The sequence below is a fragment of the Thalassiella azotivora genome (assembly GCF_054781695.1).
This window is the reverse complement of the sequence record NZ_BAAGTX010000007.1, coordinates 1-13,237: the sequence shown is the minus strand read 5'-3', so window position 1 is coordinate 13,237 and position 13,237 is coordinate 1. Positions and strand designations below refer to the sequence as shown.

The following is a 13,237-nucleotide window of genomic DNA, read 5'->3' as shown; positions in this document are numbered from 1 at the left end:
CGCAAGTTCTAACGCCGGGTACGTTGGATCTGTGCACGGCAAACCTGTCCTGGTCGTTCCCGACGAGGAGCACGCCCGTATCGCGTCCGAGTCGTTTCGGATGCTGGCCGATCCGACCCGGGTCAAGATCCTGTGGTCGCTGCTGCAAGGGGAGTCCAGCGTCGGTGCCTTGGCCGAGCTGGTGCAGTCCTCGACGACGGCGGTCAGCCAGCACCTGTCCAAGCTGCGTTTGGCCGGTCTCGTCGACAGCCGCCGTGAGGGCACCTTCGTCTACTACTGCGCCACCGACGAGCACGTCCACCGGCTGCTGACCGAGGCCCTGTCCCACGCGGAGCACGTCACCGGCACAGCCGCTGGCGACGACCGGCACCGGTACCGCACCTGACCGGCAGGGGCGGTTACGCCCGCGACGGCGGGGATTCTCCATCGAATCTTCAGCAGCAGCGGCCGGGAGGCGGACGCCGGCCTGCCGATACTGCCAGTGGTGCCGCTGTCCGGTGGCGCTACTTCCGAGGGTGCTGAATGAGGTAGTCGTGGCAGCGAGACGACGGTCGATGGTGGTCGCGGTCGGCGCGGTCGTCGCGCTGGGCCTTGCCGGGTGCGGCGGTGGGCAAGGCGATGCGCAGACGGCCGTACCGGTTCCCACTGCCTCCGCGGCGACCTTGCCTCAGCATGACGCCGACCCGCCGACTCAGCCGGCGGTGATCCCGTCGGAGGCGACCCACGTGCATGGGATGGGGTACAACCCTGCTGACGGGCTGCTGTACCTGGGTACTCACGGCGGCCTGTTCACCCTTGGACAAGGGACGATGACCAAGGTGGGTGAGGCCACCATCGACCTGATGGGCTTCGCGGTCGCTGGCCCGGACCACTTCTATGCCAGCGGTCATCCCGGTCCCGGCGATGACCTGCCTAATCCCGTGGGACTCATCGAGACCAGGGACGGCGGGGAGACCTGGTCCACGCTCTCGCGTGCCGGCCAGTCGGACTTCCACACCCTGACGGCGACCAATGGCGGCACGGACCTCGTTGCCTTCGACGGTGTCCTGCGCCGCAGCAGCGATGGCGGCGGGACGTGGTCGGCGGGCGATGAGGAGGTTGAGCCGGCCGCGTTGGCGGCGTCACCGGACAGCAGCAGCGTGGTGCTGGCAACCACAGGTGGCGGAGTGGTCCGCTCCACAGACGGCGGCGCGTCATTCACCCCGGTCAGCGCGGCGCCCGTGCTGTACCTGGTGGCGTGGGCCGATGCGCACCGCGCCTGGGGTGTGGACCCCGACGGTGGCCTGCATCTGAGCCAGGACGCGGGTCTGACCTGGCAGCAGCGCGGCACTGTGGGCTCGCCACCGCAGGCGATGACCGCCGACGCCGAAGGAGTCGTCGTCGCCACCCAAACGGCCATCGTCCGATCCGCGAACGGAGCGTCGTTCGTGACCCTGGCGAAGTAGCGAACGGCCAGCCGTGAAGGCGGGGCACATCGGCATCTACGCCACCCGGAAGCCTGATGTACGAGCCCCCCACGCCCTGGGTGAAGCCGAGCAGTCCAGCCCCGGCCACGCGGGTAACCCCGTGCAGTGCCGGACTGCTCCAGCACTGCACCATCAGGGGTGGGGTGCTCGGTGTGTGCGCAGGGCAGACGGCCCTGCGTTGTTCGGCGTCCTCGGACTGGGCGGGCTGAACCGGAACCCGGGGCCCAGGGGCGGCGGGGTGGGCGCTGCGCAGCGCTATGTGCGCCAGGGCTGTCCGGGGTGATCGTCAGAGCTGGTTCAGCAGGTTCTCCATCTCGGTGATCTCGCGCTCCTGGTCTTCGACGATCTTCTGGGCCAGCTGCCGGGCCGCCGGGTTGCTGCCCTCGGTCACTTCGGCTTGTGCCATCTCGATGGCACCGCGGTGGTGCACGATCATCTGCTGCAGGAACAGGCGGGAGGCGTCTGGGCCGCTGGCATCTGCCAGAGCGGTCATGTCTTCGGCGCTCATCATGCCGCCGGACCCGTGCCCCATGCCGCCGGAACCGTGGTCCATGCCGTCCATCGAGCCGTCGGTGGGCGGCAGTGGCTCTCCCCAGGCGGTCAGCCAGACCTGCAGCTGTTCGATCTCCGGGCCCTGGGCGGCCTTGATCTGCTCGGCGAGGGTCGTGACTCTCGGGTCGATCCCCTCCTTGCCCAGGACCACGTCACTCATCTCGATGGCTTGGGCATGGTGAGGGATCATCATCTTCGCGAACATCAAGTCCGCGGCGTTGTGCTGCTCGTCCGCAGAGTTGTCGGTCGCGGTCTGGGACGGGGTGCTCTCGGCAGTCGTACCCGACCCGCCACCGTCGTCTCCACATGCCGACAGCAGCACGGTGGTGCTGACCACAAGGCCCGTCAGGCCGCTCCAGCGTCTGCTGACCATGTCTCTCCTCACCTAGCGGAACTCCATTCTCACCGGGCCTGCAGCGCGGACCGCACGATCTGAGTCAAGGTTCGATGAAGGCCAGCAGTGACTGCCCGGTGCTCCCGGGACTGGGCTGTGGGTGGCAGCGATCCGGAGCGGGTCACGAACTGCGGCGGCCTGCCCTGGTGGCGCTGCCATGAGATGGATGTGCAGGGTGCCCGGTGTCTTCATCGAACGTTGACCGCGCCCGGCGGCCAGCGGTGGGCGTTGCGGGCCACACTGGATCAGGAGGCGAGGTGAGGGCCGTGATGGGTTGGTACGGCGGCGGTGCCGGGTGGCTGATGATGATCGCCAACGTGGTCCTCAGCGGGTCGTTGATCGCGGCCGCGACGTGGGCGGTGATCCGGCTGGCGCCAGGTGGCGGGCCGGGGCCTGGCCACCACGACCGTGTTGATGCCCGGGAGGTCCTCGACCGCCGCTTCGCCGCTGGTGAGATCGACGCCCAGGAGTACCAGCAGGCCGTTCGGCTGCTGGCGATGGAGCGGGCTGGATGACCCAGCCGACGTCGGGCGCCCCCGTTGGGTCGGTGAAACCGGCGGGACGACCGGTTCGGGTGTCACTGGGTGCCCGTGCCCGTGCCCGGATGCGGTGCGGTGTTGACCTGCGTGGTCAGTGGTGACCGGCTGAGGCCTGTTGCGGTTCGGCTGGCGCTTGGCGCCTGGCCCTGGAGTCGTGGGTTGCCGCGACGCTGGCCTGGGGCCGTAGGTCCAGTCGTCGCAGCAGCTGGGCGTTGAGGGCGACGACGATGGTGGACAGCGACATCAGCAGCGCGCCGACTTCCATCGGCAGGACGAAGCCGACCGGGGCGAGCACGCCCGCCGCCAGGGGCACCGCGACCAGGTTGTAGCCGGCGGCCCACCACAGGTTCTGCTGCATCTTCCGGTACCCCGAACGGGACAGCTCGATCACCGAGAGCACCGAACGGGGGTCGTCGGAGGCCAGGATGACGCCGGCCGAGGCGATCGCGACGTCGGTGCCTGCACCGATCGCGATCCCGACGTCGGCCTGTGCCAGCGCGGGGGCGTCGTTGACCCCGTCTCCGACCATGGCCACCGCCCGGCCCTGACGCTGGAGCTGGGCGACCTTCTCGCTCTTGTTCTCCGGCCGGACGCCGGCGAAGGCCTGGTCGATGCCGAGCTCGGCCGCCACCGCCCGCGCGACCGGTTCGGCATCCCCGGTGATCATCACGACCTCGATGCCGAGGCGGTGCAGCGCCTCGACCGCCTCGCGTGACTCCTGGCGGACCTCGTCGGCCAGGGCCAAGGCACCGGCGATGGCGCCGTCGACCAGGACGTGCAGCACCGTGGAGCCGGCATCCGCCCACGGCTGGGCGGCGGGCAGCGGCTGCAGACCGTGGTCGGCCAGCAGGTGCGGCCCGCCGACGGTGACGGTGCGGCCGGCGACCGTGGCGCTTACACCGACCGCGGCTGATGAGCGGAAGCCGCTGGCGGAGGGCACATGCAGGTCACGACGCTGCGCCGCGTTGACGATCGCGCGGGCCAGCGGGTGCTCGCTGTCGGCTTCGGCGGCCGCGGCCAGGGCCAGGACCTCATCGTCGGGCGCCCCGGTGGTGGCGATGTGGGTCAGGGCCGGTGTTCCCTTGGTCAGGGTGCCGGTCTTGTCGAACAGGACCGACTCGATGGTGCGCATCCGCTCCAGCGCGGCGCGGTCCTTCACCAGCACACCCGCCCTGGCCGCGCGCTCGGTGGAGATGGAAACCACCAGCGGGATCGCCAGGCCCAGCGCGTGCGGACAGGCAATGACCAGCACGGTGATGACCCGCACCAGCGCGCTCTGCGGAGCGCCGTAGGCAGACCACACCACCGCGGTGATCGCAGCAGCGACCACGGCGAACCAGAACAGCCACCCGGCGGCCCTATCGGCCAGCAGCTGGGCGCGGGTGGCCGAGGACTGCGCCTCGGCCACCAGCCGCTGGATACCCGCCAGGGCGGTGTCGTCACCGACTGCGGTGACACGCACCCGCACGGCGGTGTCAGTGGCCACCGTGCCGGCCACCACCGTGTCGCCTGGGCCGCGGCGCACTGGCCGGGACTCCCCGGTGATCATGGATTCGTCCACGTCGGCGCTGCCGTCCACGATCTGCCCGTCGGCTGGCACTCGCCCACCCGGGCGGACCATCACGACATCGTCTACGACCAGTTCAGCGGGGCGGACCGTCACCACCCGGTCACCCTGGACCTTCTCGGCCTCGTCGGGCAGCAGAGCGGCCAGCGAGTCCAGTGCGGAGGAGGTCTGGGCCAGTGAGCGCATCTCCAGCCAGTGCCCCAGCAGCATGATGACGATCAGCAGCGCCAGCTCCCACCAGAAGTCCAGTTCGTGGGACAGGACGCCGAGGCTGGCGCCCCAGGATGCGACGAAGGCGACCGTGATGGCCATGCCGATCAGCAGCATCATCCCAGGCTGTCGCGCCCGGATCTCACCGATCGCGCCGGCGAGGAACGGCCAGCCACCCCACAGGTACATCACCGTTCCCAGCACCGGCGAGACAGCCGCCAGGCCGGGCACATCGGGCAGCGTGTAACCGACGATCGAGGCGAACATCTCGTTCAGCAGCACGGTGGGCACCGCGAACACCAGCATGATCCAGAACAACCGGCGGAACATCCCCACGTGATCACCGTGACCGGAATGGCCTTCCTGGTGACCGCCGCCGGCTTCGTGACCGCTGTGCCCGATATGAGCGGTGCCGACGTGACCGGCGTTGTCCCCGCTGTCGTGTCCAGCCGGCGTCGCAGCGTCGTCGGAGCTGCTGGGACCAGCCGCACTGACCGGGTCAGTCACCTCCGGATCCACGTGTCCGGCACCGTGCGCGACTGGCACACCCTGCCCGTGCGTGGACCCGAGCTCGGGCCCGGGCACCGCCGGGTCCTCGTGTCCCGGGTGGTGTCCGTTCTGGCGGCTCGTGCGATCCGACATGACCTTCCGACCCTCTCGACGGCCCCCTGGCTGCATATACCCCGCCAGGGTATCCCCGTGCCGGGGGTCAGGCGCATCTCGACGGCTTCGCCCGTCCAGCCTTCAGTGAATCTTCATCCGGGCCCTGCGCGGCCGGGGTTCGCGCCAGGCCTCATGAGGCGGGCAGCCACACCTGGAACGTTGACCCGGCGCCGATGCCTGCGCTTGCCACCGAGACCCGCCCGCCGTGCGCCTCGACGAGGGCCTTGGTGATGGCCAGCCCGATGCCGGAGCCACCTCGGTCGCGGTCGCGGGCGGTGTCGACGCGGTAGAACCGTTCGAACACGTGCGGCAGGTGCTCGGCCGCGATCCCGCTGCCGGTGTCGGTGACGCTCAGGCCCACGCCGGTTCCGGTCCTGCGCGCGGTGAGCGTGACCGTTCCACCTGCGCTGGTGTGGCGCAGGGCGTTGTCGAGCAGATTGGCGAGCACCTGGCCCAGGCGGTCGCGATCTGCCCGGATGACCGGCAGCTGCCCGATCACCTCGGTCTTCAGGTGCACGCGTTTGGCCGCGTACGCGGCCGCGGCGCTGTTCACGGCCGTGCGCACCAGGTCAGCCGGCGCCAGGGGGCCCAACGCCAGCGACAACTGGTGCTCCTCTGCCCGGGAGACCGCGCTGATGTCTTCGGCCAGCCTGGTCAACCGGTGAGTCTGCGAACGGAGCATCGACGTCGTCTCAGCGTCCAACCGGGTCACCCCGTCCTGGAGCCCTTCGAGGTAGGCGTCCAAGGTGGCGACCGGGGTGCGCATCTCGTGGGCCAGATCCGACAGCAGCCGCCGGCGGGTGGTCTCCACAGTGGACAACCGCCCCGACATCGCGTTGAACGCTGCGGCGAGCTCGTCGAACTCGGTCCCCAGTCCCGGCGGGGCGACCTGGGTGTCGTAGCGGCCGCCCGCCACTTCGGCGGCCGCGGTCGCCACCGCCCGAACCGACCGCCCCACTCGCCGCGTGACGTAGGCACTGACCCCCAGCGCCGCGAGCAGGCCCGCGAGCAGGGCGACCGACAAGCTCACCGCGGTGGCCGACCGGAACGCCTCCTCCGCGTGCCGGACCGCTTCGCCATCGTGGGCCGCGCCCGCGCGCTCGAGGTGCTCGTGGAACAAGGGTGGACCGACCACGCTGGCGACAAGCCAGGCGGTGGCGGCCGCAGTCACCATCACCAGTACCAGCGCAGCGAGCAGCCGGGTCGCCAAACCCCCCGCCGAGCGCGCCTGCCGAGTGGTCGTCACTGCGTTCCCGGGGTGGATTCGGCGCTCTGCCCGGTGCCCATCCGGTAACCGACCCCGCGCATCGTCCGGATGAACCGCGGGGCCGACGCGTCATCCCCCAGCTTGCGACGCAGGTGACCGACATGGACGTCGACCAGGTGCTCGTCACCCACCCAGTTGTCGCCCCACACTTCATCGATGAGCCGACGACGGCTGAAGGCGAACCCGGGCCGCGCCGACAGGGTCTCGAGCAGGTCGAACTCAGTTCTTGTCAGCGGCACCAGCTGCTCGTCCAGGAACGCTTCTCGCCCCGCGGCGTCGATCACCAGCGGACCGAAGCGGCGCGGCGGCTCCTCCGCCTTCGCCGCCTCCCTGCGGCTGGGCCGGGGCCTGCGGAGCATCACGTGCACGCGAGCCGTCAGCTCCCGCGGGCTGAAGGGCTTAGTCATGTAGTCATCGGCCCCGACCGACAACCCCACCAGCTTGTCCACTTCCTCAGCTCTCGCGGTCAGCATGATCACGTAGCAGTCCGAGAAGGTCCGCAAGACCCGGCAGACCTCCACCCCGTCCATCCGCGGCAGCCCGAGGTCCAGCACGACCACATCCGGGTCCAGCACCCGGGCGACCTCGACCGCCTGCTGCCCGTCGTGCGCCGGTGTCACCTCGAAACCGTCCCGCTCCAGGTAGCTCGAGATCACCGAGACCAAAGGCTTCTCGTCGTCGACCACCAACACCCGCCGGCCCGCACCCTGCTGACTCATGTAGCCATGCTGCCGGGTGCACCCGCGAACCGGGCGCACCCCCCACCCAGGGGGCGCCCGGACGCGTCCGTCTTCACCGACTCGTCATGCACCAGAGCCACTCGACCCCGTCTCGGGACTGCCTGGGACCGCCTCACCCAGGCCGATCAGTGGTCGTGGGCACCGCCGCCGTGGCCTGCGTCGCCCTCAGCCACCGGCGAACCACCGGAGTAGTCCGGCACCGTGACCGTGACGGTGTCCGCAGTCCCAGAGCCCGGCAACACCGGGCCGAAGGAGATGCCGTTCGGCTTGTCACCGACCGCGACGGTGGCCACGACCTGGTAACTCGTCAGGTCGATCACCGACACGGTGTCGTCGTAGAGGTTGGTCACCCACGCTCGAGTATCGGACGGGTCGATCACCACACCGTGCGGGCCGGATCCCGTGACGACACTCGCGGCCACCGACATCGTGCCGGTATCGATCACCGTCACGGTGTCCCCAGGAGACGCCTCGCTGCCCTGGTTGGCCGACAGCAGCAGGGTGCCGTCGGTGGTCAGGTACAGCTGGATCGGCGCGGACGGCACCTGCACCGTCTGGACGACCTCGTGCCGGGCGAGGTCGACCTTGGCCACCGCGTTCTGGCCGGACAGGCTCACGTAGGCGTACCTCGCGTCTGGGTCCACAGCGACCTGCGCCGGTGCGCCCCCGACCGGGATGGTGGCCGACACCCGCAGCGACCCGGCGTCCACGAGGTCGATCGTGTCGGCGGCGGTGTTCGCCACCACCAGCATCGCCCCGTCCCCGGTCGCTCGAAGACCGTGCGGACCATCACTCAACGGCGCGGCGCCCAGGGCCTGGATGCCGGCCGCGTCGTAACTGCTCACGGTGTTGTCGCCGGAGTTCGTCACGTACACGCGGGTCCCGTCCGAGCTGGCGATCACGTGAGCCGGCGCATCGCCGGTCGGGGCGGTACCGACCAGCTCCAGGGTCGACGCGTCGAGCGCGACCAGCGCATCGCTGTGCCCGCTGACAGCCCACACCGTGCCACCATCCGCGCTGGCCTGGACGTTGTGCGGAGCCTCGATCCCGTCCACGGTCGCCAGCACCTCGTTGGTTCGGGCGTCGATCGCACTCAGGCTGCCACCGTCCTCGTTGGCCACCCACACGGTTCCGTCCGGCACACCAACCGCTGACTGGCCGGTCCTTTCGGACGCAGCAGAAGGCTGTACCGCAGCGTCCTGGCCGCACGCGGCCAAGACCACTGCAGGCAGGGACACCAGCGCGAACGCGAGTAGGCGACGCCGTGGCTTGTTCATCAGGGGTACTCCGGGGTGCTCGACCAGAAGGGGACCACGCCAATGTGAGGCCGTCACCCGAACCGAAGGCCACTTGTTGCGTCAAGAACCGGTGAAAACGGCGACCGGCGGCGACTTCTCGGCAGCCCCCGATGCGCTCGTTCCCTCAGGCCTTCATCGAATCTTCATTGCCGGTCGCCCGCTCTCACCGTGCGACCCGACGGGTCCGTCCATAGCGTCGTTGACGTTCTCGCGGCGTCGCCCCGGCCCCGGTGGCGGCGCCCCGCAACCAACGGACCAGGAGGGCACGATGAAGACGACGGAGATGCTCCAGGCCTACCCCGCGGAGATCAACCTCGACCGCCAGCTCATCGCGCGCGTCGTCGACGCGCTGGCGGAGTGCGCGCAGACCTGCACCGCGTGCGCTGACGCGTGTCTGAGCGAGGAGATGGTCGCGGACCTGCGCAAGTGCATCCGCACCAACCTCGACTGCGCGGACAGCTGCACGACGACGGCCCGGATCCTGTCTCGCCACACCGGGTACGACGCCAACATCACCCGTGCACACCTGCAGGCGTGCATCGCCGCCTGCCGGGCCTGCGGCGACGAGTGCGCCCAGCACGCCGACATGCATGAGCACTGCCGGGTCTGCGCCGAGGCGTGCCGTCAGTGCGAGAGCGCGTGCCAGGAGCTGCTCGACAGCATCGCGTGACTTCCGCGCCCCGAGATCCCCGGGGCGCGGAAGCAGCCAGGGTCGAAGCAGCGAAGGGAGCCGGTCCCTGTGTCGACGAATGCGCCCCAGGAGTCGAGCAGCAGCGAGCACCAGGAGCAAGACCAGTCCCACCAGATGAGGAACATGTACCTGCGGTACGCGGCGATGATCCTCACCGGGATGGTCGTGATGTACGCGGTGATGTTCGTCGGCTCCTGGGAGTGGGGCCACCTGCGGTGGAGCGAGAGCCGGGTGTTCATGGCCCTGACCATGGGCGGGGCCATGGGCCTGGTCATGCTCGGCTGGATGCTCAACATGTACAAGAACGCCAAGGCCAACCTCGCAGTCGTGGCCGCCAGCGCCCTGCTGCTCGCAGGCGGGATCTTCCTGGACCGCTCCCAGACCACGGTCCAGGACACGGCCTACATGAAGTCGATGATCCCGCACCACTCGCTGGCCATCACCCGGTCCGAGCGCGCCGAGATGGTCGACGTCCGAGTCTGCGAGCTGGCCGTCGAGATCAGCGAGGCACAGCGGCGGGAGATCGACGAGATGGACTGGCTGATCGACGACATCAACCGCAACGGCCCCGCCACGACGCCCGAGGAGGCCGAGGCGCGGCCGGTCCCGACCTTTGAGGTGACCGCAGCGCGCCAGTGCGGCACAGGCTGACGAGGCCCTGACCGGTGATCACCGGTCAGGGCCTCCCAGAGACCCTGGTAGACGGTCTTCGACCACGCGTGGGGCCAGCGCAATGGGACCAGCTCAGCGCCCGGCACGGCCGAGTCCACGACCGAGGCGTGGGCCGCCGCTGCATCCACGCCACCCTGCCGTCGTCATTCGGGATGTGGTTCATCTCGGGTCATCCTTCGCGCGAGATCCCCGCGTAGCTGGTCCAGTTGCCGCCGCCCAGTTGGCGCCACTTGTCCGCCGTCGCGGGGTGCAGCCCCAGCAGGTCGGCCAGGACCGCGGGTGGGACCTCACGGGCCAGTTCCAGCAGGGCGGTGTTGCGGGCGCGGCGGGCAGGCACCCCCATCGCAGTGAGCCGCCGGTGCAGGCCCTTGCTGGTGATGGGCTGGCCGGCGCGGCGGCCGGGAAACAGCCAGTCCTGGTCGTGGGCCACGGATTGTCCGAGGCCGGCGACGTGCGGGTCGCGGGACCGACCGGCGGCCAGGTCGGCCGCGATCCGGGCCAGGGACGGCGGGAGAGTGACCGCGTCGTTGCCGAGCCTGATCGTCGTCCGGGTGTCGGTGACGGTGATGTCGCTGCGGCGCAGCACGGTCAGACGGCTGACGGGCTGACCGTAGAGCAGCACCAAGCACCCGAGGAGCCGGTGCGCGGCGGGCAAGGTGTCGTCGTCCACAAGGTCACGTGCCAGCTGCCAGTGCTGCTGGGCGGGCAGGAACGTCGTCGGGCCCCACCGGCGGGAGTCGGTGAGCGTGGCCTCCCCGGTGAGGCCGTTGCGGGCGGCCCAACGCAGGAACACCGCCACGTCCGAGACGCTGCCCGGGTGCTCGAGCACCCACTGGTCCAGCACCGCCTGCGGAAGGGTGCCCAGATCCGCGTCGTGCACGCGTAGCCAGCGCAGGAAGCGCCAGATGATCCGCAGGGTGTTCGTGGCGGCTTGGTAGACACCGCTGGTCTCAGGGCCGCCACCGGCGGTGCGGCGGTGGACGCCGGGCAGCAGCCGGAACTGGGCGTAGCGGCGCAGCACCTTGGCGTCGTCGGGATCGGCGTCGGCCAGCAGCCTCGCCAGCGTCGATTCGAGCCGGGAGGCGTGCTCGTCCCGGAAGGGCAACGTGCCGCTGGCCACCAGCAGCTGGCGCAGGTGCCCGACCGCGTTCGCGCGACCCCGCAGCGTCCTGGCCCGCTCGTCCAGCGCCTGGTGGGTCAGCGGGACCTGGCCGCGGGCGATTGCGACCAGCAGGTCACGACTGGGACCGGCGCGCAGCCAGGTGATCACGGTGCGCGGAGACTCGACGTTCCCCAGGACCGCCACGAGGCCGGCCAGCCGCGGGTCGACGACGCCGTCCGGGCCGGCCAGGGTCCGGCTCAATACCGCCCGCAGCCGGCACCGCTCGCACCGTCGGCGGCCGTCAGGGACGCGAACCAGAGCGAAGACGGTCCCGTCGCAGGTCGGGCAGCGCTTCGAGGTGACGCCGCCGCACCGCGGGCATCTGTCATCGGCGTCGTCGTGGTGCTGGTGTGGTCGAGGATGACCGCAGGCCGAGCACAGCCGCTGTGGCATGCAGTAACAGGAGCCGCAGAGCCCCTCGGCGCCGAGCCGAGCGTGTACGCGTGCGGTCCGCCCGCACCGGTCGCAGGGCACCACCGGCCGGGGTGCCCTCGGGCCAGCGGGGCGGCGGCGCGCCGGTGTCGACGGCGGGGTGGCGCACGGGACGCACGGGTTGGGCTGACCGGCTGGGGTGCAGCTGGCGCACCGCACCGCGCCATGTTCCCGCCTCGGGCACAGCGCGGTGGGCGCCGTGCAGGTGGGGCAGCAGGCCCTGCGCGTCTGAGCGACGCAGCGTTCACACATCGGCTTGCCGTCGCTGGTACGGCCGCCACGGGGAGCGACCCGGCGGCAACGTGAGCACGCGGTCAACGTCATCCGGCGCGCGCAACGCCGGCACGCGCCGCCACCATTGCTACGCAGCCGGCGCACCATCGGCTTGGTCGAGCCGCACCACTCACACCGCGGCAGCGCCACCCGGACGCCACCGGCGACGAGCTCACGGATGAACGCCTGGGTCACCGCCTGACTGCGTGTGGTTCCCCAGGTCAGGAACTCGGGGTGCGCCGCCAGCTCCGCAGCGAGCACCTGTTGCCGGCGGGCGTGTGGGGCAACCGCGGCCACGGCTCGCGCCACCAGATGCGGGTCGGTCCGGGTGTCGACCGCCAGGACCACGGCGACGATCGCTACGACCGGGTCCATGGTGGCCGCAGCCGACGCCTGCTCGAGACGCGGTTGCGTAGGGGTCACTGCTCGGTGAGCCGTACCCGGGTCGGCCGCGCAGTGCGGTCGGGCGGGGCCGGGCCGTCGTCGCCGGTTCGCCCGGCAGCACGAACCCTGGTCTGCCGCTGGGTGGCGGTGACCTCGATCAGGTCGTTCGGGGTGCACCCGAGTGCGTCGCAGACCGCCGCCAGGACCTTGACGTTCAGCCGCTCCGGCGGCTGGGTGACCAACCGGTACACCTGAGTCGCCGACAGCCTCACCCCGCGCTCGGCCAGCAACGGCATCAGGTCCGTCGTGGCGAACATCCCGTGCGCGGCCATCAGCTGCCGCAGCTTCCACTCGATCCCGACCTGGCGAACCCTCATCACTCAGCTCCTTCCATTGACTTGGCCGGCGGTCAGCCGGTCCAGCGCGCTGCGCAGCGCCCGGTTCTTGAAGTCGCCGCTGACACCGGTGTACAGCGCGGTCGTGGACCCCCAGGCGTGCCCCACCTGCTGCTGGACGAACAACGGGTCGAACCCGTCCTCGACCAAGTGCGTCACGTAGGAGTGCCGCAGGCAGTGCGGGTGCAGCTCGGCGGGCAGACCGAGGGCGTCGCGGTACTCGGCGAACCGTCTGCTGACGTGGTCCACCCCGATCCGACCGCCGCGCTCGGTCGGCCACAACACCGACCCGGCCGCCGTCCCGTACAGGGGCCGGACCCGCTGCACGTACTCCTCGAGCACCTGCGGCAGCCACGGCATCACCGTCAGCACCGTTCGACGTCGCGGGGGACTGCCCTTGCTCGCCTTACCCCACCGCACCGCCACCAGCCCGTACGGTGACGTCCCGCTGAGTGGTGGAGTTGCTCGACACCGTGCGGGTCAGTGCGGTGATCATGCCGTGAGCAGTTGAGCGGTGTCGACCTCCTGGGTG

13 protein-coding genes are annotated in these 13,237 nt (G+C 70.6%); 5 read left to right on the top strand and 8 right to left on the bottom strand.

The window, feature by feature from the left end; translation table 11 throughout:
- Positions 1 to 31: 31 nt before the first annotated feature.
- Together ACYVQV_RS06185 and ACYVQV_RS06180 are read left to right on the top strand one after the other, a co-directional pair.
- Positions 32 to 385 carry an ArsR/SmtB family transcription factor gene (locus ACYVQV_RS06185; RefSeq protein ID WP_461022398.1) on the top strand — a complete coding sequence of 118 codons (354 nt, stop codon included), beginning with the start codon at positions 32 to 34 and terminating at the stop codon, positions 383 to 385.
- 169 nt (positions 386 to 554) lie between these two features.
- A complete protein-coding gene (locus ACYVQV_RS06180) occupies positions 555 to 1,445 on the top strand; it encodes a F510_1955 family glycosylhydrolase (RefSeq protein WP_461022397.1) in 891 nt (296 codons plus the stop codon).
- Positions 1,446 to 1,752: 307 nt separating this feature from the next.
- Here the strand turns inward: ACYVQV_RS06180 and ACYVQV_RS06175 are convergent, their stop codons facing one another.
- A complete protein-coding gene (locus tag ACYVQV_RS06175) occupies positions 1,753 to 2,391 on the bottom strand; it encodes a DUF305 domain-containing protein (RefSeq protein ID WP_461022396.1) in 639 nt (212 codons plus the stop codon).
- A gap of 278 nt (positions 2,392 to 2,669) precedes the next feature.
- Here ACYVQV_RS06175 and ACYVQV_RS06170 point away from each other — a divergent pair, with 278 nt between their 5' ends.
- Positions 2,670 to 2,927, top strand: coding sequence for an SHOCT domain-containing protein (locus ACYVQV_RS06170; RefSeq protein ID WP_461022395.1), 258 nt, complete (start codon positions 2,670 to 2,672; stop codon positions 2,925 to 2,927).
- Between the two features lie 115 nt (positions 2,928 to 3,042).
- Here the strand turns inward: ACYVQV_RS06170 and ACYVQV_RS06165 are convergent, their stop codons facing one another.
- From ACYVQV_RS06165 to ACYVQV_RS06150, 4 genes are all read right to left on the bottom strand, one after another.
- The gene (locus ACYVQV_RS06165; protein ID WP_461022394.1) at positions 3,043 to 5,235 is read right to left on the bottom strand and encodes a heavy metal translocating P-type ATPase; all 2,193 of its coding nucleotides are present in this window, start codon (positions 5,233 to 5,235) and stop codon (positions 3,043 to 3,045) included.
- 286 nt (positions 5,236 to 5,521) lie between these two features.
- Positions 5,522 to 6,601 (bottom strand): sensor histidine kinase, encoded by a 1,080-nt coding sequence (locus tag ACYVQV_RS06160; protein ID WP_461022393.1) that lies wholly within the window; start codon positions 6,599 to 6,601, stop codon positions 5,522 to 5,524.
- Between the two features lie 32 nt (positions 6,602 to 6,633).
- Positions 6,634 to 7,377 carry a response regulator transcription factor gene (locus ACYVQV_RS06155; RefSeq protein ID WP_461022392.1) on the bottom strand — a complete coding sequence of 248 codons (744 nt, stop codon included), beginning with the start codon at positions 7,375 to 7,377 and terminating at the stop codon, positions 6,634 to 6,636.
- 146 nt (positions 7,378 to 7,523) lie between these two features.
- Entirely contained in the window at positions 7,524 to 8,519 is a 996-nt protein-coding gene (locus ACYVQV_RS06150) for a YVTN family beta-propeller repeat protein (RefSeq protein ID WP_461022391.1), read from the bottom strand.
- 445 nt (positions 8,520 to 8,964) lie between these two features.
- Between ACYVQV_RS06150 and ACYVQV_RS06145 the strand changes: the two genes are divergently transcribed.
- Entirely contained in the window at positions 8,965 to 9,366 is a 402-nt protein-coding gene (locus ACYVQV_RS06145) for a four-helix bundle copper-binding protein (protein WP_461022390.1), read from the top strand.
- A gap of 135 nt (positions 9,367 to 9,501) precedes the next feature.
- Positions 9,502 to 10,038, top strand: coding sequence for a DUF305 domain-containing protein (locus tag ACYVQV_RS06140; protein ID WP_461022516.1), 537 nt, complete (start codon positions 9,502 to 9,504; stop codon positions 10,036 to 10,038).
- Positions 10,039 to 10,228: 190 nt separating this feature from the next.
- Here ACYVQV_RS06140 and ACYVQV_RS06135 read toward each other — a convergent pair whose 3' ends face one another.
- The 3 genes from ACYVQV_RS06135 to ACYVQV_RS06125 all read right to left on the bottom strand — a co-directional run bounded on the left by ACYVQV_RS06135 (position 10,229) and on the right by ACYVQV_RS06125 (position 13,131).
- Complete coding sequence (locus tag ACYVQV_RS06135; protein WP_461022389.1) at positions 10,229 to 11,422, bottom strand: hypothetical protein; 1,194 nt, start codon at positions 11,420 to 11,422, stop codon at positions 10,229 to 10,231.
- A 923-nt stretch (positions 11,423 to 12,345) separates the two neighbouring features.
- Positions 12,346 to 12,687, bottom strand: a complete 342-nt coding sequence (locus tag ACYVQV_RS06130) for a helix-turn-helix domain-containing protein (protein ID WP_461022388.1) — start codon at positions 12,685 to 12,687, stop codon at positions 12,346 to 12,348.
- 3 nt (positions 12,688 to 12,690) lie between these two features.
- Positions 12,691 to 13,131: a tyrosine-type recombinase/integrase gene (locus ACYVQV_RS06125; RefSeq protein ID WP_461022387.1), complete on the bottom strand. Its 441-nt coding sequence runs from the start codon at positions 13,129 to 13,131 to the stop codon at positions 12,691 to 12,693.
- Positions 13,132 to 13,237 lie beyond the last annotated feature (106 nt).